General features: G+C 53.9%; 24 protein-coding genes. 14 read left to right on the forward strand and 10 right to left on the reverse strand.

Annotated elements, in window-relative coordinates:
* Nucleotides 1-13 precede the first annotated feature (13 nt).
* The 5 genes from WC184_01265 to WC184_01285 are packed head-to-tail and all read right to left on the reverse strand — an operon-like array spanning nt 14 to nt 4,007.
* Nucleotides 14-994 carry an aminotransferase class I/II-fold pyridoxal phosphate-dependent enzyme gene (locus WC184_01265; GenBank protein MFA7476506.1) on the reverse strand — a complete coding sequence of 327 codons (981 nt, stop codon included), beginning with the start codon at nt 992-994 and terminating at the stop codon, nt 14-16.
* Nucleotides 995-996: 2 nt separating this feature from the next.
* Nucleotides 997-1,896 carry a CobD/CbiB family cobalamin biosynthesis protein gene (locus tag WC184_01270; GenBank protein MFA7476507.1) on the reverse strand — a complete coding sequence of 300 codons (900 nt, stop codon included), beginning with the start codon at nt 1,894-1,896 and terminating at the stop codon, nt 997-999.
* Entirely contained in the window at nt 1,893-2,660 is a 768-nt protein-coding gene (gene cobS, locus WC184_01275; protein MFA7476508.1) for an adenosylcobinamide-GDP ribazoletransferase, read from the reverse strand. Before cobS ends, WC184_01270 begins: the two co-directional genes overlap by 4 nt.
* A gap of 26 nt (nt 2,661-2,686) precedes the next feature.
* The gene (locus WC184_01280; GenBank protein ID MFA7476509.1) at nt 2,687-3,256 is read right to left on the reverse strand and encodes a bifunctional adenosylcobinamide kinase/adenosylcobinamide-phosphate guanylyltransferase; all 570 of its coding nucleotides are present in this window, start codon (nt 3,254-3,256) and stop codon (nt 2,687-2,689) included.
* A gap of 1 nt (nt 3,257) precedes the next feature.
* A complete protein-coding gene (locus WC184_01285; protein MFA7476510.1) occupies nt 3,258-4,007 on the reverse strand; it encodes an adenosylcobinamide amidohydrolase in 750 nt (249 codons plus the stop codon).
* 103 nt (nt 4,008-4,110) lie between these two features.
* Here WC184_01285 and WC184_01290 point away from each other — a divergent pair, with 103 nt between their 5' ends.
* Together WC184_01290 and WC184_01295 are read left to right on the forward strand one after the other, a co-directional pair.
* Nucleotides 4,111-4,902, forward strand: a complete 792-nt coding sequence (locus WC184_01290; protein MFA7476511.1) for a phytanoyl-CoA dioxygenase family protein — start codon at nt 4,111-4,113, stop codon at nt 4,900-4,902.
* Between the two features lie 135 nt (nt 4,903-5,037).
* Nucleotides 5,038-5,964 carry an alpha/beta hydrolase gene (locus WC184_01295; protein ID MFA7476512.1) on the forward strand — a complete coding sequence of 309 codons (927 nt, stop codon included), beginning with the start codon at nt 5,038-5,040 and terminating at the stop codon, nt 5,962-5,964.
* Here WC184_01295 and WC184_01300 read toward each other — a convergent pair.
* Complete coding sequence (locus WC184_01300) at nt 5,961-6,647, reverse strand: histidine phosphatase family protein (GenBank protein ID MFA7476513.1); 687 nt, start codon at nt 6,645-6,647, stop codon at nt 5,961-5,963. The two genes, WC184_01295 and WC184_01300, sit on opposite strands and share 4 nt — an antisense overlap.
* Before the next feature lie 131 nt (nt 6,648-6,778).
* On the opposite strand from WC184_01300, the gene WC184_01305 reads away from it, so the two are divergent.
* Both WC184_01305 and WC184_01310 read left to right on the forward strand, forming a co-directional pair.
* Complete coding sequence (locus tag WC184_01305) at nt 6,779-7,045, forward strand: type II toxin-antitoxin system prevent-host-death family antitoxin (protein ID MFA7476514.1); 267 nt, start codon at nt 6,779-6,781, stop codon at nt 7,043-7,045.
* On the forward strand, nt 7,039-7,425 hold the full coding sequence (locus WC184_01310; GenBank protein MFA7476515.1) for a type II toxin-antitoxin system VapC family toxin: 387 nt from the start codon (nt 7,039-7,041) through the stop codon (nt 7,423-7,425). The genes WC184_01305 and WC184_01310 overlap by 7 nt, the downstream gene beginning before the upstream one ends.
* Nucleotides 7,426-7,457: 32 nt before the next feature.
* On the opposite strand, the gene WC184_01315 is transcribed toward WC184_01310, so the two are convergent.
* Nucleotides 7,458-8,291 (reverse strand): sulfurtransferase, encoded by an 834-nt coding sequence (locus WC184_01315; GenBank protein MFA7476516.1) that lies wholly within the window; start codon nt 8,289-8,291, stop codon nt 7,458-7,460.
* A 308-nt stretch (nt 8,292-8,599) separates the two neighbouring features.
* On the opposite strand from WC184_01315, the gene WC184_01320 reads away from it, so the two are divergent.
* From WC184_01320 to WC184_01365, 10 genes are all read left to right on the forward strand, one after another.
* A complete protein-coding gene (locus WC184_01320; GenBank protein MFA7476517.1) occupies nt 8,600-9,622 on the forward strand; it encodes a siderophore ABC transporter substrate-binding protein in 1,023 nt (340 codons plus the stop codon).
* A gap of 95 nt (nt 9,623-9,717) precedes the next feature.
* Nucleotides 9,718-10,665, forward strand: coding sequence for an ABC transporter permease (locus WC184_01325; protein MFA7476518.1), 948 nt, complete (start codon nt 9,718-9,720; stop codon nt 10,663-10,665).
* Complete coding sequence (locus WC184_01330) at nt 10,655-11,656, forward strand: iron chelate uptake ABC transporter family permease subunit (GenBank protein MFA7476519.1); 1,002 nt, start codon at nt 10,655-10,657, stop codon at nt 11,654-11,656. Before WC184_01325 ends, WC184_01330 begins: the two co-directional genes overlap by 11 nt.
* Nucleotides 11,653-12,411 (forward strand): ATP-binding cassette domain-containing protein, encoded by a 759-nt coding sequence (locus WC184_01335; GenBank protein MFA7476520.1) that lies wholly within the window; start codon nt 11,653-11,655, stop codon nt 12,409-12,411. Before WC184_01330 ends, WC184_01335 begins: the two co-directional genes overlap by 4 nt.
* A gap of 19 nt (nt 12,412-12,430) precedes the next feature.
* Entirely contained in the window at nt 12,431-13,261 is an 831-nt protein-coding gene (locus WC184_01340; protein ID MFA7476521.1) for a siderophore-interacting protein, read from the forward strand.
* Between the two features lie 99 nt (nt 13,262-13,360).
* Nucleotides 13,361-15,079: an MDR family MFS transporter gene (locus tag WC184_01345; protein ID MFA7476522.1), complete on the forward strand. Its 1,719-nt coding sequence runs from the start codon at nt 13,361-13,363 to the stop codon at nt 15,077-15,079.
* A gap of 42 nt (nt 15,080-15,121) precedes the next feature.
* The gene (locus tag WC184_01350; protein ID MFA7476523.1) at nt 15,122-16,000 is read left to right on the forward strand and encodes a nitronate monooxygenase; all 879 of its coding nucleotides are present in this window, start codon (nt 15,122-15,124) and stop codon (nt 15,998-16,000) included.
* 29 nt (nt 16,001-16,029) lie between these two features.
* Entirely contained in the window at nt 16,030-17,592 is a 1,563-nt protein-coding gene (locus WC184_01355; GenBank protein ID MFA7476524.1) for an AMP-binding protein, read from the forward strand.
* 228 nt (nt 17,593-17,820) lie between these two features.
* A complete protein-coding gene (locus WC184_01360; GenBank protein MFA7476525.1) occupies nt 17,821-18,750 on the forward strand; it encodes an LLM class flavin-dependent oxidoreductase in 930 nt (309 codons plus the stop codon).
* Nucleotides 18,743-19,048 (forward strand): hypothetical protein, encoded by a 306-nt coding sequence (locus tag WC184_01365; GenBank protein MFA7476526.1) that lies wholly within the window; start codon nt 18,743-18,745, stop codon nt 19,046-19,048. Before WC184_01360 ends, WC184_01365 begins: the two co-directional genes overlap by 8 nt.
* Nucleotides 19,049-19,113: 65 nt before the next feature.
* On the opposite strand, the gene WC184_01370 is transcribed toward WC184_01365, so the two are convergent.
* Genes WC184_01370 through WC184_01380 form a run of 3 tightly spaced genes read right to left on the reverse strand, consistent with a single transcriptional unit; the run spans nt 19,114 to nt 21,330 of the window.
* Nucleotides 19,114-20,103: a hypothetical protein gene (locus WC184_01370; GenBank protein MFA7476527.1), complete on the reverse strand. Its 990-nt coding sequence runs from the start codon at nt 20,101-20,103 to the stop codon at nt 19,114-19,116.
* Between the two features lie 25 nt (nt 20,104-20,128).
* Nucleotides 20,129-20,443, reverse strand: a complete 315-nt coding sequence (locus tag WC184_01375) for a hypothetical protein (protein ID MFA7476528.1) — start codon at nt 20,441-20,443, stop codon at nt 20,129-20,131.
* A complete protein-coding gene (locus tag WC184_01380; protein MFA7476529.1) occupies nt 20,440-21,330 on the reverse strand; it encodes a hypothetical protein in 891 nt (296 codons plus the stop codon). The genes WC184_01375 and WC184_01380 overlap by 4 nt, the downstream gene beginning before the upstream one ends.

Below are 21,330 nucleotides of genomic sequence, written 5' to 3' on the forward strand. Positions count from 1 at the left end.
GCTGCATCAATGGTTAAGCGGTGTTGATTTCTAAGATTGCATCAACAGCAGCCAATAGCCTTGGTAGATCTGTGCTCGATGGAATGGCAACTCGAATGGTTTCTGGCAGCCCGAAACTTGTGCAATCACGCACCAAAACCTTGTGGTGTGCCAGCTGAGTGCGCCAATTGGGGGCCTTACGGACAAGCACCCAAGGGCCCTCGTGTGCCTCAACGGCAAGGCCGCGTTCTTCCAGCGCCGCTACGACCTGGGTCTTAGCTTCGGTGATTCTTTGGGCGACGGTCCTCAAATTTGTAAGCGCTAAGGCGTCGCGCATAACAGCGGCCGCCAAAGTTCCCACCGACCAGCGAGGTTGCAGCTGGCGTAGCTTGGCCGCCAAATCAGGTGTGGGGGCGATGATATAACCGAGGCGCAAACCGGGCGAAGCCCAAATTTTGGTGAGCGAGCCGAGTACCACCGCACCTTCTTGGTGTATCCCTGAGGTCCAGGTGCCGGTAGCCATCGGCCAATAGGCTTCATCCCAAATCGACAGTGGAAGCTCTTGATTTGGGAATGCCTGATTGTCGTTGGTTGGAACATCGATTAGTCGGCCGCTCGGGCTGTGAGGGTTCGAACGCCACCGTGGACCGGTTGGATCAAGCTGTTGAAGATGACGACGATAAAGAGAGAACTCGGGTTCTTCCACCCAACCGCTAGGGCACAGCTGCGACACCAGCGTAATGGCCTCACTCCCGCCGTTAGTTACCACCACCAATTCGGCGTCGACCTCTAAATAGTCGGCCAACGTCGACTCGGTTTGTTTGGTTTCGCTGTAGCGGCCAAGAGCACCCAGATTGGCGCTGACCAGTTTCGCTATGGGTGGCGGGTACGGATTCAGCGAAGCCGATAAATCTAAAATCGATTCGGCAGCAACACCCAAGAATTGCGCCACGGCGAGAACATCGCCACCGTGGGGGCCAAGCGGCAAGACACCAGATTCGGTGGGTGAACCCATAACTACAGGCGAAACGCCCTACCCGCCCCAAAACCAGCTAACAGAGTTGCCGCCGCCAGTGAAACGTCTTTTGATAGCTTCACGGCTGCCGCAATATCGTCGGCCCCAGGTACCGGACCAAGACCAATGTAAGGCCGCTCCACAATGTCGGTCTCGTAGCGCACTGGTCCGCCTAGTTGCACGTTGAGGGCAGCCGCGAATGTGGCTTCAACCACTCGAGCGTTGGGCGAAGTATGGGCATTGCTTTGTTGGCGTAGAGCCTTGAAAACCGCTCGCGTTGCTTCGGGGCGTACCAAAGTGACAAGACCCACCGTTAAGCGTGCGGGCAAATAGGCCATGGCATCATCGAGCCGAGCGCTGGCAAACCCAAAATTCTCGTAGCGTTCGTTGCGGTAACCCACCATTGAATCCATGGTGTCTACACTGCGATGGGCCAATACACCTGCCGAACCGCCGACCGTCGCCCAAAAAGCCGGCGCAATGATGGCATCGACCGTGTTTTCAGCCACCGATTCAATCGCGGCCCGTGCCATGCCAATTTCGTCCAAATACTCGGGTGCGCGACCCACCAACGAAGGCATTAATTCTCGGGCCCCCGCCAGGTTCTCGGTTCGAAGACAGACGGCCACTTCTTCGGCCACATCGTGTAGCTGTGCGCCACCCACACACAACCAAGTGGCAAGTGCCCGAGAAGGCACCAAGCGTGAGGCCAAAACTGCGCTACCCAACCCGACCGCGGTGTATGCCAAACCGGCTTTAGCGTCGTCGCGATAGAGGCGCTCTTCAATCCGGTTCATGAAACTACCGAAATATGCCAGCGGATGAGGTAAACGTTTCGGAAACCTCACCAGCGGATCAGCCAAAAGACCAACCGCAGCCGCCGCTGAATTCTTGCCTTTCATAGGTTTGCTCCCATTAGCAATAAGCCTCCAGTCTCGCCGATTACACCACCGGCACCCAAGGTGTCACCGCTAAAACCTCCGATACGGTGCGTGGCTAACCATGCCACCCCAAGCGACGCAACCACCGTAGCGGCCACACTAATTATCCCGGTTACCCCGGCGCTGACACCGGCCAAGGTCAGTGCCAAAACAAGTCCGTATAACACGCTCAGGTGGCTTCGTTTGCCTAAGAAGTTACTAGCTAAACCGTTTTGGCGAACATAAGGAACAGTGGTAGCCACGGCCACCATCATGGTGCGCGAAGCGGTGGTGATGGCGGCCATAAGGGCAACGTTCACTGTCGTTGTGCTGAGGGAGGCAACCTGGAGCCAAAAGGTGGCAATTAATGCGAGCACCCCGAAAGATCCGATATCGGGTTGTCGCATTATGGTTAGGCGTTTCTCGCGACTGAGGTGGGGCAATAGACCATCGGCGCTGTCGGCCAGGCCGTCGTGGTGCAAGGCACCGGTGATGATTAGGTTCGCAACCACCACCAAGGTAGCGGTAACCAGAGGGGGCCAATATTGGGAACAAACCCACCAGATGCCACCTAAGGTGGTGCCGATTAGGGAACCAACCAGTGGGAACCACGCCATAGTCCTTGGTGTAGGGGCGGCCGATCCACCAAAAATTGTAAGAAAACCTAGAGCTTCACGAAAACTCGCCGCTGGTGACTGATGGACGGGTGGTTCGGATGGTTGGGCTGGCTGGGGTGAGGTGTCCACAGGTACGAATATTCCCTAGTCGCCAACTAGCCGAGCAGGGTTTCAGGATGAAACGGCGTAAGGGGCATTACTCTGCCCGCTATGGCGAGATAAACATGATCGGCGGTGTTGGCTACCGTTTGGTTGAGCAAACCAAGACCATCGCGAAATGCCCGACCACTAGAGGTAGCCGGGTGGACACCCATGCCTACTTCGTCACTGACAATTACGGTGTGACCCTGGCGATTTCGCAGGGCCTGAACGAGCTCCGTGTAGTTGGTGCGTTCGAGGTCGGCTTGGGCATCACCAGCCGCCGTTGTATTTTCTGTGGTTGGTTCTAGAGCGCTGAACCAGGTAGCCAAAGAATCGAGCAACACCACACCGGTGGTTTCGATGAGTTTCTGGGCTAAATCGTAGGGTGGTTCTACTGTTTGCCAATGGCTAGGACGGCGATGACGATGAATTTCAATCCTCTCGTCTAAATCGCGGTCATCACTACTGTCATACATGGTGGCGAAATAGGAAACCGAACCGTTGGCGCCAGCCAAGAATGAAGCTAGATCTTCGGCCAATTGCGATTTTCCCGAGCGGGAGCCACCTAAAAAAAGCACGATCACTCTAGGCCAACCCTTTTAAACCTTCCGTCACCGCGGTGTGCACCACCCGGGCAACCTTGGCACCCCAAACCGAGCGAATACCACCATAGAGCTCGTCATCCCACAAGGTGCGCGTGGTGCTGGGCGAAGCGCCGGGGGACTTGGCGTTGGCTGGTTGGTTGTTGTCGAGTACCGGCGCTCGAGGTTCGTTGGGTGCCGCGCCACGAGCGATGCACATTATGCAGAAGGCGTCGGTGGCGGTGCCAGTGCCTTCGTGTCCAGCCTCAAAGAGTGCCTGCACCTTGGCTTCGGTAACGGTGCTCGCCAGGTTCACCAATGCCCCAGGGTTGAGTGTGGTCTCAACATTGACCACGATGTTAATGGTGCCGACCTTGTTGGTTGCTGGCGTGGCGGATGACTGGTGCCAAATGGGCGAGGGCGCTGCGGCCCATAATGCATGGTCAACTCCGGTAGTAACCCAAGCTGACACCCCATCTTCGCGAGCAGAGGTGTAGGAATCGACCCAAACCGCCGTCATCAGCCCAACTCCAGAGCCAGCAAGACCGGCGTTGGTGGCAAGAGATTGTAAGTGCACCGCCGGATCTTCGCGACTGTAATTGTGGTGAACCGTGGCGTTTAGAACCCAGTCTCGAAGGCCTAATCCGCCTCCCAAACTGGCTGAGCTGAGTGTGAGTCGTGGTTCTGGCAGCCGCCAAACTATATAGGGAAAGCTTTGCCCGTCCTCAGTTCGTTCAAAACGTTGCAACTTCATCTAGGTATGAAGGTAGTGCCTGGTCGGGTGTCACCTATTATTTAGCTGCATAGTTATGGCGGGTTGCCGGGTTGCCTAGGATGGGCGTTGTGGAGGTGGCGAAATGTCTGCAGAAACCCGTTTCGGTCCGGATGTAACCAGCGCCCAAATTGTGGCGTCGATGAACAAGCATGGTTATGCCATCGTCGAAAATTTCTTAGACTCTGTTCGGGTCGCAGAGATGCGGGACGAGCTCGAAAAAGTCTTGGCTGAAACACCGTATGGCCGCAACGATTTTGAAGGATTTGCGACCAAACGGATTTATTCGCTGTTTGCGAAGACCAGGGCCTTTGATGATTTGGCTACGCACCCGGTGCTGTTAGAGGTGCTTGATGAAGTGCTGGGTTATTACCAGCTCAGTGCGCCCACCGGCATTGAAATTGGCCCTGGATCGGTACCGCAACCTTTGCACCGCGACGACTCTATTTACCCTTTAGCCGATCCACATCCCGAGTTTGTGGTTAACACCATGTGGGCATTTGTGGATTTTACCGAGGAAAATGGGGCCACCAGAGTCATTCCCGCTAGCCACGGCGGACAGCCAAAGCCCGATAAACCCACCATCGCAGCCGAGATGCCTGCCGGTTCGGTGCTGTTTTATCCGGGAAGTCTGTGGCATGGGGGAGGGGCTAACAACACTGACTCACCGAGACTAGGTGTTATTTTGGAATATGCGTGGGCCTATTTGAGGGCTCAAGAGAGCCACTTATTAGCAGTGCCTCAAAACGTAGCCGCCGAGTTGCCAGAGCGTTTGCAGGAACTATTGGGTTACAACATTTGTCCACCCTTTGTGGGCTATGTAGATGGCCGACACCCACGTCGGGCTTTAGCGCAGCGGGTTTCCACGGTGCAGTAAGAACCATTAATAAGAATCATTTACTGATGCGGTTACCTAAAGCAATGGTTTGGGTATTTGGAGCGAGTATTTCACCAAAACTGATTCGCTAGAACATATTCGCCTTGTATCGGTTCAAAATATGGGGGAGAACCAATGTCGATCACCAATGATCCACGTCTAGACACTTTCGTTTATGACGAGTTTGCCTATTTCGCAGAAAACGCTGCGGAAGCAGGATTGGCCTGGACCGGCCCACCCGAGGTCACCAGGATAGAAACCGAAGTGGCGCCGGGCCGTAAACTTAGTGCGTTGCGGTGGGGCAGTAATCCCCCCGAACTGGTGTTTATCCATGGCTCCGCCCAAAATGCCCACACCTGGGACACCGTATTGCTGGCGCTTGGCCGACCGGCAATAGCGGTTGATTTGGCCGGTCATGGCCACAGCGATTGGAAAGATGATTTCCGTTATCGTCCTTACCTGCATGCCGCTGATGTGGCCGCCGCCATGCGGGCTTGGTGTGAGGGGCCAGTGGTGTTGGTGGGTATGTCGCTAGGTGGTTCCACGGCTTATTCCGTGGCGGCTGAACACCCCGAGTTGGTGCGGGCCTTGGTCGGGGTTGATATTTTGCCTAATCCATCGAGTAGCGCGGTGAAAGATATCGAGGATTTCGTGTCTGGTCCGCAGAGTTTTCCTAGCTTCGGAGACATTTTGGATCGCACGATGGAATTCAACCCGACCCGAAGCGAGTCATCCCTGCGTCGGGGTATCATGCACAATGCGTATCGCAACGAAGACGGTTCGTGGCAGTGGCGTTACGACCGGCGAGAACGACCCCGGGCTGAGACCACGGCATCAGCCACACCAATTCAAGACCCTTGGCAGGTTATTGATGCCATTGACGTACCGTTTTTGTTGGTGCGTGGCGGGGCCAAAGGCTCAGTGGTGACTGATGAAAGTGTGGCCGAACTGTTGCGCCGCCGCCCCAATACTCGGGTTGAACTGGTGGAGGGCGCAGGCCACTCGATCCAGGGTGACAAGCCCCTGGAGCTAGCCGCCTTGGTGGAAACATTCGCTTTTTAGGTTGGCGGCGCTGACCTCGCTGTAAGGCCACCCAAATGGCCAGTGTCATTAAAACGTCGCACCGCCCAGAAATCTTTCGAAATGACTAGGTGGTGTATCGAGCCATTGTCAGCTCCGAGGAACGCGAATGGCCGTGACTTTGAGGCGTAAGCCAACAGGGCGCCAATAACACCCCCGTGTACCACCACCGCCACCATCTCATCGGGGTGCTGCTTGGTGATTTGGTTAATTGCCCCCACAGTGCGCGTGGTTAATGCTTCGTTCGATTCCGCCCCAGGAATCGCGTCCCAACGCTCTTCGCGACGCATGGCCAGGGCCGCGGGGTGCCCTTCCGCCATGCGTTGCCGGTATAGGCCGCCTTCCCATTCTCCTAGGAACACTTCGCGTAGATCGGGAATCACAATTGGGTCAAGGTGAAGCTGGTTTGAGAGGGGAGCGGCAGTTTGGTGGGTGCGTTGCAAGGTGGACACATAGATGGCCGAAATGGGCTCGCCGCCTAGGCGTTCGCCTACCCGGTCAGCTTGCCATCGGCCCAGTTCGGAAAGGGGCGGGTCGCCGTGACCATCCACCAATCCAAATGATGCGCCCGCTACATGGGGGGCTGATTCGCCGTGACGCACTAACACAATTTGGGTAGAACCCGCCGGTGGGGTGAAGTTCACTTGCCGAAACTCTTGAGCCATATTCTCCCTCGTACAAATCTCTTAGCCGCATTCTATCTAAAGAAGATTTCGCCCAAGGCCCAGGCACAAACGGACCAGACGCGGACTGAGGGCCACCGGAAACCGCTCGAGCGAATGCTACAATGTGCTACATGAAGAAAATAACTCATAGAGAAATGAGGAATGCGAGCGGGGAGATTCTGCGACGTGTTGCCTCAGGAGAAGCAATCTTAATTACCAATCATGGCCAGGTAGCAGCAATCATTGGTCCGCCTCCTGTCGACGCTTTAGCTCAGCTAATTGATCAAGGGCAGGTACGTATACCACGGCGATCGATAAGCGACCTTCGTAAGGTGGTACCGCATGAGTCGAGCTTAACCACGACAGAAATTCTGGCTGATGTCAGGGGGCCATGGTGAGCTTGGCATATCTGGATACGTCTGCAGCCATGAAACTGGTGGTAAGTGAAGCCGAATCAGAAGCTCTAGTTGAGCATCTGATGAGTCACGACCGTTTGGCTTCTTCATGGCTACTACATACCGAGCTTTACTGTGCGGCCGGTCGACACCCGTCCTTCGTTAAGACTTCCATAATTGGCGAAGTGCTAGACGCTGTACACTTAGTTGACCTCACCCGAGGTGACATGATTTCTGCGGGATCCCATGCCCCATTGCGGTCACACGATGCCATTCACCTGTCGGTGGCCATGCGTCTGGCGGTAGATGAAATTCTCACCTACGACCAAGAACTGTCGAGCGCGGCTCGAGCGGTAGGTCTAGCAGTTTCAGCGCCAAGTTAAGAGTTGAGTGGCTGTTATTGAGCCTTAGCTAGCTAGTCGCCGGTGGCGACGGGTCGTGATGAGTCGGCGCACCACTCCGACCACGAACCGGGGTATAAGTCGGCTTTAATGCCGGCTATTTCTAATGCCAAAACTTGGTGTGCGGCGGTAATGCCGGAACCGCAGTAGACGCCCACTTGGCTCTCAGGTGTTAAACCCAGACCTTGAAAACGTTCGGTTAAGGCTTCTTGTGAGAGAAACTGGCCCGTCTCTGCCAGATTGTCGGTAGTGGGAGCATTCCGAGCACCTGGAATATGCCCAGCTACAGGGTCAATCGGCTCTACCTCTCCGCTAAAGCGTTCGGCGGCTCGGGCATCTAATAGCGTGCCAGAGTCGGTGTAGTCGATTACCGCATCAACCTCGATTACCCCCATTGCCCCGGGTGCACCAGAAAAGTTGCCGGGATAGCGGTAGATGGAGGTGTCGTGCAGAATGAAGCCGGCTTCTTTCCAAGCCGCTAGACCGCCGTCGAGCACCTGTACGTTTTCATGTCCGTAATAGCGCAGTAGCCACCAGGCCCGTGAAGCGGCCGCTCCATCGCGCTCGTCGTAGCAGACCACCAATGAGGTGTTGTTCACGCCAACCCGCTGCATGGCTTTCACAAACGTTTCGGGTGAGGGGAGTGGGTGGCGACCGTTACTACCCGGAGGCCCGGAAAGATCATGGTCGAGGTCGACAAATTGGGCACCTGGAATGTGAGCTTGGTTAAAAGCCTCTCGATCGGCGCCCACACCTAGGGCCCACCTCACATCGAGCACGAGCGGTGAAGTGGCCGTTCTCATTGCATCTTTAAGGTCAACGGCGGAAATAAGCGGGCTAGCTGGCATTCTTCGAGCATAGCCCCGCGACTTGGGGCTGCTAATACTTACCAACTCTCAACTCGTAGTCATGTAATCTTTCATGGTTCTCATGTTGCTAGGCACAGTTGGCAACGGTGGAGCACTAGGGGCATGGGCGTCTTCTTGAAGAACCGAGGAAGTGGTGGCGTTCACAATGTCGAGGTTTCGGCGGAAGGCATCGCAGGGAGGAACACAAATCATCTTTGTCCGAAAGTTTGCCGTGTTGTAGCACTTTCTGTATAGGATAGCCGACTATTCATAGTAGGATTACCTAACATAGAAGATATGGAGCATCTATGAATCGTCTGCGTCGCTCTAAAATCGCGGCTCTAGTATTAGCACTCACCTTTGCCTTGGTAGCGGCTTCTTGTGGATCTGACGACAACGGATCTTCAAGCAGCGACACCACCTCTACCACCGCAGCTGCTGGCGACAACGGTGACAACAACGACGACGCTGACTCGCCCGAGCAACCGAGCGTGCTCGAGATTGAACACGCCCAGGGCACGACCGAAGTGCCCTTCAAGCCCCAACGTGTGGTGGTCTTCGATGTCGGTGTTATCGCCACCCTCGATGCGTTGGGTGTTGACACCATAATTGGTGTTCCCACCATCAACTCGTTGCCTGCTGATCTGAAGAAGTTTGAAGGCGGCGACTACACCAAGGTTGGCACCCTTTTCGAGCCTGATTACGAAGAGGTGAATGCCCTCGAACCCGACCTAATCATCGTGGCTGGTCGTTCGGCCGCCGTGTATCCTGACCTTTCAAAAATCGCAGCTACCGTCGACCTCAGTGTCGATAACGGCGACTTTCTAAACAGCGTTCGCCAACGGACCGAAACCTTGGGCGAAATTTTTGGTTATGAAGACGAGGTCGCGGCACGCCTTGACGCCATTGATGCTGAGATCACCGAACTTCAGGATTTGGCAGCCGATGCAGGTACCGGCCTGATTGTGTTGACCACCGGTGGTGAAGTGACTGCTTATGGCCCTGGCTCACGCTTTGGCATTATCCACGACGCATTCGGCGTAACACCAGCGGTTGAGGAAGTGGAAGAAGCAACCCACGGCGACGCCGTCTCATTCGAATTCATCTTGGAAGCTAACCCAGACATTCTTTACGTGATCGACCGTGACGCCACCATTGGGGAAGAGGGCGCCACTGCTGAGCAGGTCCTCGACAATGAGCTAGTAGCACGGACTAACGCTTGGAAGAACGGCAAGGTAACCTACCTCGATGGATTCTCGTGGTATATCGCCCCTAGCGGACTGACCTCCATCGAAACGATGATTGCTGACGTACGTAGCAGCCTGGAGTGAGTTCTAGCCCGACCAAGCTCGACCGGGCCGTAGACTCTTCTCCAACAGAAGGGTCCGGCTCGGTCAGCAATCCCGAACGTGTTCGCCGCTGGCACTTGGTGGTGGCGGCCATCGGGTTGGTTGGGCTTTCACTTTTTTCCCTTTTTGTCGGTGTGAGCAATATTTCTTTCACCGACTTGTTCTCGGGTGATGAAGAAAAACTTGAGATTTTCTTTGTCAGCAGAGTGCCTCGCTTATTTGCCGTGCTGCTCTCGGGATCAGCGATGAGTGTGGCCGGACTCATAATGCAACACCTGGCGCGGAACCGGTTTGTGGCACCCTCCACAGCAGGCACGATCGAGTCAGCCAGTCTGGGTATCTTGGTGGCTACCATGTTCTTTGGTACCCAGTCGGTTATGGCCAAAATGGTTATTTCGGTGCTGTTTGCCTTGTTAGGCACCCTCATTTTCTTGCAGCTACTGCGCCGTATCACCTTTGCCAATGTGATTGTGGTGCCACTGGTAGGCATCATGTTCGGTGGAGTTATTTCATCGGTAACCACCTTTTTTGCTTACCGTTACGATCTACTCCAAACCATGAGTGCCTGGACCAACGGCGACTTCTCCGGTGTTCTACGCGGTCGCTATGAAATGCTGTATTTTGCGGCCGCCGCCACGATAGTTGGTTACCTCTTTGCTAATCGGTTCACCGTGGCCGGTATGGGCGAAAGTTTCGCTACCAACTTGGGCTTAAACTACGAACGAACGGTTAACCTCGGGCTTGCCTTGGTGTCAGTGATCACGGCAGTCGTTGTAGTGACAGTAGGGGCGATCCCATTTTTAGGGCTTATTGTGCCCAACATTGTCACCATGTCACTAGGTGACAACCTCCGCCGAATAGTGCCGGTCACCGCCATGAGTGGCGCGGCGTTCGTGCTGGTAGCGGACATAATTAGCCGAACCATTCGATACCCCTATGAAATCCCCGTTGGTACCGTGGTCGGCGTACTTGGAAGCGCCATATTCATTGTTCTAATTCTTCGCGGTCGTACCCGTGCTAGCTAACGTAACCCTTGGCCGCAGTGCGGTAGATGACGGCACCAATCGCAAACGTGCCTGGCTCATAATAACTGTGTTGGGCTTGGCAGTAGCTGGTGCCACCATTGCTTACATGACCATGAACGTTCGTGGATCTTGGTCATTCGTCTTTGAGCTTCGAAGCCGACGGGTCATGGCCATGACCTTGGTAGGCGGGGGTATTGCCTATTCCACGGTATTGTTTCAAACCGTTACAGGAAACCGAATACTTACCCCTAGTATCATGGGGTTCGATTCTCTCTATGTTTTAATTCAAACTGTAATAGCTTATTTCTTTGGGACTAGTGTCTTTAGTAACTTCGGACCCCGAGGCATGTTCCTGCTGGATGTATCGTTAATGATTGTCTTTGCCGGAATCCTCTATAAATGGCTATTTGGTCGTAAAGATAGCGATATTTACGTGCTGGTCCTGGTGGGAATCGTCTTCGGGGCCATGTTTGGCAGCTTGACTTCGTTGGTCTCCCGCCTTATTGACCCCAACGACTTCGTAACTCTACAAGACCGTTTCTTTGCCAGCTTTGGTTCAGTTGATAAAGACCTGCTGGGAATTGCTGCCGTGTTGCTGGTTGCAACCAGCCTTTACGGTTGGCGCCTAACGCGCACCCTCGACGTGGTGGCCCTTGGTCAAAGTCACAGTAAGAACCTCGGAGTCGAGTACCACCGGGTTGTTAATAAGGTGCTGATTCTCGTGGCAATTCAAGTTTCTGTATCCACTGCCCTGGTTGGGCCCATAACCTTCTTTGGACTGTTGGTCGCCAACCTTTCGTACCAACTGTTAGGCACGTTCAAACACCGCTTCACCATTCCAACCGCGGTTCTCTTGGGTGTGCTCGCCTTGGTTGGTGGTCAGCTTATACTAGAACAAATCTTCCGTTTTAATACCACGCTGAGTATTATTATTAACTTTGTTGGTGGTATTTACTTCATTGGTGCGCTCATTAGGGAAGCGAAACATTGATAGAAATACGAAATATCAATAAATCATATGGCGCGGTCAAGGTGTTAGATGATATTTCTACCACCATTCCTGCTCACCAAGTAACGTCAATCATCGGCCCGAACGGCGCTGGAAAATCAACCCTTTTATCTATCGTAGGCCGCTTGCAAGATGCCGACAGCGGCACTGTGGTTGTCGGTGGTCTGCCGGTGCACACCACACCTAGCCGGGAACTAGCGAAAAGGCTGTCAGTTCTACGCCAAGAGAACTTTTTATCGGTCCGTTTAACGGTTCGTGAATTAGTGGCTTTTGGACGGTTTCCCTACTCGGGAGGTCGTCTAACCCCAGAAGATGAAGTACATATAAATTCAGCGATTGAATATTTAGAACTAACCAACCTCAGCCATCGCTATCTCGACCAGCTTTCAGGTGGTCAACGCCAACGGGCTTACATTGCCATGGTGTTGTGTCAAGACACCGACTATGTACTATTAGATGAACCGCTCAACAACCTAGATATGCGCCATTCGGCCAGCATGATGAGGTTGTTCAAGCAGCTGACCAACGAACTTGGCAAAACCGTAGTTTTGGTAGTGCATGACATTAATTTCGCATCTTTCCATTCCCAAAATATTATTGCGATGAAAGATGGTCGAATAATAAGTGAAGGCACACCAAACCAAATTATCTGTTCTAAATCACTTGCCGAAGTGTTCGATATGCATATTGATGTGCATGAAATTGATGGCAAATTAGTTGGTGTTTATTTCGACTAACGCTTATGGAGGTACATAAGTGAGTAATAACGCTGCCGCTCCATCCGCCCCACAAAGTGGCCGACGGGGCCCGCGCAAGCCACCCCGGCCAGTCGAAGTGGCTCGGGTAGAAAATCTTTCGCCCCATATGGTACGCATTACCGTTACGGGTGAGGCCTTGGCTGACTGGCCCGAAGGTGACCCCACTGGCCACTGCAAAGTGTTCTTGCCCGCCGAAGGTGAAACCGAACCGGCGCTACCAGAGATGGGACCCGATGGTCTGATGTATCCGAAAGACCGCCCGCGTCCCGTAGTTCGAACATACACTCCACGACGAATTGATCGTGACGCCAAAGAATTGGTCTTAGATTTCGTGCTGCATGGACACGGTGAGGCTAGTACCTGGGCGCAAAGTGCGAAGCCCGGAATGAAACTAGCGGTTGGGGGAGTTGGACGAGGCTATGTAATAGATACCGACGCCACAAAATTTCATCTGGCTGGTGATGAAGCCGCCATACCAGCCCTGGCAGTGCTACTTGAATCGCTACCAACATCGGCACAAATAACCGTTGACATTGAGGTTCGGGGTGAGGATGCTCACATTGTCATGCCAGAACATCCAAATGCGAGGCTGCAATGGCATACCCTAGCTGCTACTGAACAGCCCGGTAGCACCTTAATTAACGCCCTGGCCGATGTGGCGCCCGATGATCAGTTGCGAATCTGGGTGGCCACTGAAGCCAAAGCAGTACGGAAAATTCGCCGAGCGCTTCTTGATCGCGGGATGCCGGTAGAAAACCTGGTCACACGGGGCTATTGGAAACTTGGAGAAAGTAATCACCCCGATGGGGACTACGCCACCGACGCCTAAAAGTGTCGTCCGTCACTAAGGAGTGAATTCGACCCAGAGCTGGAGGTTGATCTACTAACGTTGAGGCCAGACGCTAGCTACGTTCCGGGGGGTTGGTCGGTGAGCGTGCGTAAATCTCAATCAAACGGCACCAAAGCAAGTGGTGCTGGAGACGCTAGAGCACCTTTTCCTGGTCATGGCTCTGTGAACAGTGCTAGTCATCTTGATGCGGGTAACACCAGCCCAAGCGGGCTAACACACAAAGAGGTATTAACCGCATTTGGCGGCTTGCTCATCGCCTTATTCTTGGCTGCTCTCGGATCCACGGTGGTCTCAACGGCATTACCAACGATGGCAGGTGAGCTAGGTTCGGTAGACCAGCTGCCCTGGATTCTCACCGCCTATTTGCTCACCACCACAGCCTCAACCCCGTTGTGGGGAAAGTTCTCTGACCTCTGGGGTCGGCGGCGACTTTTTGAGATCGCTATCGTGTGGTACCTGGTGGCGTCGGCTCTGACCGGAGCTTCTCAAGACATGACGCAACTAGTAATAGGTCGAGCGATTCAAGGTATCGGCAGCGGTGGTATTACCTCGCTGACTTTTGTGATTATTGGTGACTTGGTTTCGCCCCGGGAACGCGGTCGCTATATCGGCTGGTTCACCAGCGTATTCACTTCGGCCGCGCTAATTGGCCCTCTGATTGGTGGCTTCTTTGTTGACGGCCTGCACTGGCGCTGGATTTTCTATTTCAACCTGCCGGTCGGGCTTGTGGCTTGGGCCATAGTGCATCGAGTGTTGCGAATGCCGGTGCCTACCGTCAAGCGCCGTGTGGATGTGGAAGGCGCAGTGCTGCTGGTGGTAGCAGTAACCGCTTTGATTCTGGTGATGACCTGGGGTGGCGATCGATCTCCGTGGACATCTCCAACAATTTTAGGACTGAGCGCATTGGCTCTGGTCAGCACCGCAGCATTAGTTCGCCAAGAGTTCAAGGCCGCTGAACCAATGATTCCGCCCCGTATTTTTCGTTCAAAGGTTGTTACCTTTGCCGTGCTAATGAGCTTGGCCGCCGGGGCTTCCATGATCGCGGCAAACGCGTTCTTACCCCTGTTTTTGCAGGTGGTGGGCAATACCTCGGCCACCGAATCGGGGCTAGCGCTGGCACCTCTGATGGTTATGATGACCGGTGGTTCGATCGTGGCGGGCAACCTAATGACCAGACTTGGCCGGTACAAGGTTTTTATTGTGGCTGGCCCGGCTTTGATTCTGGCGGCGTCGGTTGCCTTAACCCAGATAGACAATGAAACGGGTACTTTTGGGCTGTTGCCGTGGCTGGTGGTGATGGGTATTGGTATGGGTTTTGTTATGCCCACGGCTACCACGATCGCCCAGAATGCGTTGCCAATGTCGGATATGGGTGCTGGCACGGCCACCATTACCTTTGCCCGAAATTTGGGCCAAACAATTGCAGTAGGGGCCTACGGAGCGGCCTTGGCGGCGCGAATGGGCAACGTACTGGCCGAGCGTTTGCCTAGCGACGCCGACTTCGATGCTAACGAGCTTCTCTCTTCGCCCAGCCAGATTCGTTTGCTGCCAGACGAAATGAGGTCGATCGTGATCGACTCGGTAGTGGCAGGCACCAAGAGCGTTTTTGTAATCGCGGTACCGGTGGCCATCATCATGTTGCTCTTTGGCTTGCTGCTACCCGAAGTGCCTCTCAAGACCTGGCCAAGTGATGAACCCAATGTGACAGATGGTTCAAGAACAACAGACCGTTTGGTGCCGCCGCCCAGTGCAACTCAGGTAGTTCCTGGTGTGCAAGGTGGCATGGAACCAAGCTAAGAAACCGGACCCGACTAAACGTCCTTGGGGGATCGTTGCAGAATGCCGTCAACAAGAAGCAACACCACTCTTGATCCGTTACGTATGCTGATTGCATCGCTCGCTATTCCGGCTGCGGCGGCACCCATGACCGCCGTTTCAACACCAGAGTTGGTTTCCGAAGCAATCAAAGCCGGAGTTATCGGTTCCTTTCCAACAAGCAACGCCATTTCGCTTTTGCAACTTGACGAGTGGTTTGATCAGATTTGCCGAGCTACAGCGCACGATAATCGTGCAGGTTTGCTAATGGCCAACTTGATAGTTGGTCGACAAAACCACCGCTTAGAGGGTGACCTTGAAACCATTGTAAAACACAAGGTGCCCCTGGTAGTAACGAGCGTCGGAAACCCGTCGGCCGTAATCGAGCCGCTACATGAAGCGGGAATTCTGGTAATTGCAGACGTAGCTTCAATGAGACACGTAGAGAAAGCACTGGAACTTGGTGTCGATGGTTTAGCACTCCTTAGCGCTGGCGCTGGAGGTCATACCGGATGGGCAAACCCTTTGGCTTTCGTGCGCGCAGTGCGAGCAATCAGTGATATTCCCCTGGCGGTAGCGGGCGGAATGAGTGATGGTTATGCACTTTGGGCTGCGATAACAGCAGGCTACGACCTTGGTTGGTTCGGAACTCGCTTCATAGCCACCCATGAAAGTGGTGCTCACGAGGAATGGCGATCGGGCCTGATAAATGCCTCGATCGATGATGTGGCAGTAACCGTAGCTCCAAACGGTGTGTCAGCGAGCACTTTGCGGAGCGGTGCTGGAAGCGGTGGTCATACGGTGAGTGCTGTTTCTCGCATTGTTAGTACCAGTGAACTGGTCGCAGAGCTAATCGAAGATTGGCACCATGCCCGCGCACAAACCAGAGCCTTGCTTGCCTAGTAAATCTCTAGAGGAGAGTTGAAAATCCTGTGAAACTAACGAGCTCGATCATCCTGCCGCAACTACATCCATATCTGGGTATGAACGTTTCGAGTGTTCTTCGTGAGCGCGCTGCGGTTTATGCCGATAAGCCGTTTCTCTATTGGGAACCTGGGCCCTCTAAACAGAAAGCTGCTTGGACATACCAAGAGTTTGAAGATCTTGTCAACCGGACGGCCAGTGGTTTGATCGAACGAGGAGTTCGACCGCTTGATGCAGTCATGTTGGTGCTGCCTAATTCTCCAGCCTTCTTGATTACCTGGTTTGCCTGTGCACGTATTGGTGCCGTAGCCGTTGATACCAATGTGCGCTACAACACCGACGAATTAGTACATGCTGCCAGCCTGACCAAGCCTGTTGGGATCATCACGCACCAACCGATGTTGGAAACGTTAGAGCCGCTGCTCGACGGCCGTTTTGTAGAGCTAATGGACGATGAAACCGGACTTTGCGAACAGCTTTACGGTGATGCGCAGGCACTTCCACCGATAGACCCCGTGGCTGAACGCCCGCTTTGCGTGCAATTCACCTCAGGTACCACCGCTCGGCCGAAAGCGGTTTTATATACGCATGCCAACGCGCTTTGGGGTGCCGAGGTTGGCGCAAGCCATGCTGAAATGACCTCGTCCGACATTAATTTGGTTTATGCGCCTCTTTTTCACACTATGGCGCTTTCTTGGCAGTTCCTCGCGACGTTTTGGGTCGGCGGCACGGTGGTGTTACAGCCTAAGTTTAGTGCTAGCCGGTTTTGGTCTTTATCCGTGGAATATGGCTGTACAGTGACTGCGTTCTTGAAGATTATGCTGACGACTCTGAAAGGACAGCCAGTTCCGCAGCATAGTTACAGAATCTGGTCGTCGGGTGCTGAGGCACCGATGATCGAGGAACTGTTCGGAGTTCGTCTTATGACAGCGTGGGGAATGAGCGAAGTCGTCACGGAAGTCATTATCGGCAGTATTCCGCACCGTGGCAGTGCGGGCGTTATCGGCCGACTGAGCAAGGAATACCAGGCTCGGATTTGTGACGAGCGTGGTATGGAGGTCTCAGCTGGCCAAGCTGGCGAGCTTCGCGTGGGCGGCATCCGCGGCTTGTCTCTTTTTGCCGGTTATTTGGGCGATGACGCAGCCAACCGCGAAGCCTTCGACGAACACGGTTTCTTCCGTACCGGTGATTCGCTGCGGCGACTAGCCACAGGCGAGATCCAGTTTGTCACTCGAATAAAGGACATGCTGAAGGTAGGTGGTGAAAATGTGGCGGCCGCCGAGATTGAGCGGGTACTGAACAGTCATTCACTTGTGCGTGAATCCGGGGTCGTAGCACTGCGCGATCCGTTGCTCGACGAGGTACCGGTGGCCTTTGTAAGTTTGACGGCGGACAACCATGAGACCGCTGAGATTGGTGACATGCTTATCTCGTTTTGTCGGGAACACCTGGCCGATTTCAAGGTTCCGCGTGCCATTCATGTTCTGGAAGAGTTGCCCGAAGTCAGCATCGGAAAGATTGCTAAAGGCCAATTGACAGCTATCGCGCAACAATTAGCGGCGTCAGGTTAGCTTCGACAACGACCAATTAGGTCGAGCGGTGGTATGTGAGTTCATTGGGATAAAAAGACACGAGACGCGGCCGCTGTACCATATTTAAATAGGAGGGGGATATGAAGGTTTCAGTATCGGTAGGCAGCGCGTATTACGACGGTTCTGGGTGGGGAGAACTGGTGGAATACGTTAAAGCTGCAGAGCGTTTTTGGGCCTGATACGGTTTGGTCGGCCGAAGCGTGGGGAATGGATGCCGTAGTGTCATTGGGGTATTTGGCTGCGGTTACCAACACCATTCGTTTGGGTTCTGGCATTATGCAAATAAGTGCTCGCACCCCGGCTGCCACGGCACTCACAGCTTTGTCGCTGGCACAGATTTCTAACGATCGTTTTTCACTCGGACTAGGTGTGAGTGGGCCACAAGTGGTGGAAGGGCTACACGGTATGCCCTTCGCACATCCGCTGGGGCGTTTGCGTGAATATGTAGAAATTGTACGAATGGGGTTGCGAGGAGAACGCATTAGTTATCAGGGTGAACATTACGTTTTGCCTAGGCCAGGTGGTGAAGGAAAGGCGTTGCGACCATCGATTCCACCTCGGCCAGAGCTGCCTATTCATTTGGCCACACTCGGCCCCAAGTCGTTAGAGCTAACTGGCGAGCTGGCCGATGGCTGGATTGGTACCTCGTTCATTCCTGAACAAGGTCATATCATGCTCGATCGCATTCGTGCTGGAGCCGAAAAAGCGGGGCGTAATTTTGGGGACATCGAAATTCAAGTGAACGCGTCGGTCGCCATTGACGAGAACGTGGACAAGCTGATTGAGAATGCAAAAATGCAGATGGCCTTCTCACTGGGGGCCATGGGTTCAGCAGATTCGAACTTCTACAACGACGCATACTCTAGAGCGGGATTTGCCGATGCTGCAGCCAAGGTTCAAGAGCTTTGGGTGAATAATGAACGTGAGGCAGCGGTAGCGGCGGTGCCAGAAGAAATGGTGCTGGCAGCATACATAATTGGTACGGAAGACATGGTCCGCGACCGGATAAGAGCTTTTAAGGATGCCGGAGTAACCACATTGCGCCTTGGAGCTCGCGGTAAAACCGCGGCCGATCAAATTTCGCATTTGGAACGCACAATCGACGTAATTAAATCAGTAACGGCTAGCAGTGATTGAGTTTGAACCGGCTAGTAGCGTTTATCGAATTGAACAGTTGAAGGCACCCCGCCGTAAACGTTTTTGGTCGTGGGTGGGTACTTTAGTCACCGCCGGTGCCATGCAAGACATGGGAACAGTTATGCCCATTTTGAAGCGCTATCGAATCGTGGAAATTAGAGATAACGCAACCATTATCGATCTAGATGAAACCGCCTTCGATCGGCTGGATTTGGGCACCTTGTTGCGTGAAGACCTAGAAAATCTAAGCCCGGAAGATTTCATTAGGCGGTGGGTTCTCAACCGACAAAGTGATTAGCCACAGCGTTTCTCTGTTCGTTGGCCCGCTCGCCTTTTGGAGGCTCACCGCTAAGCAACTCGGTTTTAGGTGGCTGGCACACCAAGGTAAATAGGGGAGTGCTGCCCTTCTCCTAGCAGTACATAGCGCCCGTCGTCAGCTATCGCCACTGCTTCCCCATAAATATCGAAGCGAGAGGGGAGCGAGCAGCGCCGGTTCTGGTTTATAGCCTCGGCGATAGTTTGGTTTGGTTCTCGATGCCAATACCAAAGGTTTGCTGGCGTTCGAAGCACTATGTTTAGTCCATCTGGGCTTATATCGCCAGCCAACACAGCGCCGAAGACTCCTAAATCAAGCGTACCTACAAGCTCCAGCGGCACTGGAACGTTAGGGTTCCAAGTGGTGAAGGCTAACTCTTCCCCTACAAATAGCTGAGCCAAGCCGGTCACACTTTTTGTTACAACTACAACGTCACCGCTCCGTGGGTCAACCAGCAGCGCTTCGGCATTGGCTGGTTCTGGCATGCGGAGCTGCACCGTTTCAAAGTTTTCAACTTTCGAAGGTGTTGTGTTGAGCTCCGGTACCGGTAGGCGCACTAACTCCAGGTAGTCGCGGCTATCGAGGTTATCGCCAATGTCACCAACAAACAGGTAAGTTGCGCCATCGGAAGAGGTAGCTAATGACATGTCTTCCCAGTCGTATTGTTCGTGTCCACTTAGATTGACGCGCACCAGGGTATTGCCGGTGCTGGTGTCAATGGCTATTACGTCGGCCGGGTTGGCCGAGTCTTCATGCACCCAAACCACGTTTGGGTCGCGGTGATCCCAAGCGGCACCAGAAATCTCGAACAACGAATCATCGGCCACACCACCGATGTGTGCCAGTGAATAGCTGGGGCAGGTCGGCCTTGGGTCAGTTGTTTCTTCGGCAGACGTGGTTGTGGTGGTTGATGACGTAGCGAATGTGCTCGGTACTTCAGGCGCAGCGGGTGTGCTAGGAGTGGTAGCGGAACATGAGATTCCAACTACTGACACAATTAGTAAGGCAGTGAGGCGCAAAACGGCGCGACTGAACATGGTTAAGTGTCTGGATCGGTGTATGTTATCGGCGCCGTTCGCCAGGCTTTGGAGCAAGAAAAACCAAGGCGAGACCGCCAAGCAGCGCCACTACGTTGGGTATGTAGGCCATGGCGCTAGGAATTATCACCGACACGATAAGTAGAGCGCCGGCCACGCGGTATTTGCCACGGTACGCCAAAGCGGCAGATCCCAACGCTGCGGCTACACCAATTAGGGCAGCCGCAATTACGATCCACAGAGAATCGCGGTTGGTGTTTCCGGCGGTGTAGATAGCAAGACCAGCGCCCAATAGCGCCCATAGACCAATCAAGATTGTTAAAACTCGATTATTGCTCATTTGGTAACCGTCTTGTCTGCAATCTCAACGACCACTTGGTCGTTCTCGGCCACTGTTAATCCATATGTTGTCACCATGGTGACACTGGTTTCATCTTCCCAGAACTGGGTACGCGTAATTCCGTTGCCCGCGGGGGCATCGTAGAACAGATGGTAGATCGGCCGCTCATTATGTTCGATGATCTCGACGGGTACACCGTACCACCAGCTCATTGCTTCGGCACGACCAATATCTTTGACTTCTTTGCAGAAGCGTGCAATAACGACGGCTCGTTGGTCATCGTCAGGGTGACGGGAGTGATTATTAGTGTACGATTCAATCGTGCCGCTACGCGCTCCAGATACGGCAACTGAACCCAGACCCGGTATATCGCTTGGTTGAAGTAAGGATACCAGTTTTGCGGTATGTCCGGGGAACATAATTGTGCCGTCGCTCTCGACCGTGGCGTCAGACGCAATTCGTATTAAGTTGTCGGTTGGGATAGACCGCGACATCAGGGCTGCGATTAGAGAATCGCCTTCCAAGATGTTCACCCCCATAATGCCGAGGGGGCCTGTCGTGCCTTCGACTGGTTCAGCTACGGCCCTCTGAGGAATGAGTGGGCCAGCCTCTAAGGAATGGAAAACAAAAACTGCTAAATCACCTGTTGGTTCTTCGAGACTTTCAAACTCGAACATCGACATAGACAGCTCTGCAGCACCAGGCATTTCAATTGGCAGAATTTGTTCGGCGGTCTCCTTTAGATCGCGAGGCAACTTAAGATCATTGATAGGGCCTAGCGATGTGCCGCAGTTTGTTCGCGTGTGAGCTGCTCGATCCGTTGAGGAGGAGCAGCTCACACTAAGCAATACCGCCGCGGCCAGTGCCGCGATTATGCGTTTTGCCAT

Source organism: Acidimicrobiia bacterium, assembly GCA_041676705.1.
Taxonomy (GTDB): Bacteria; Actinomycetota; Acidimicrobiia; order Acidimicrobiales; family SKKL01; genus Actinomarinicola.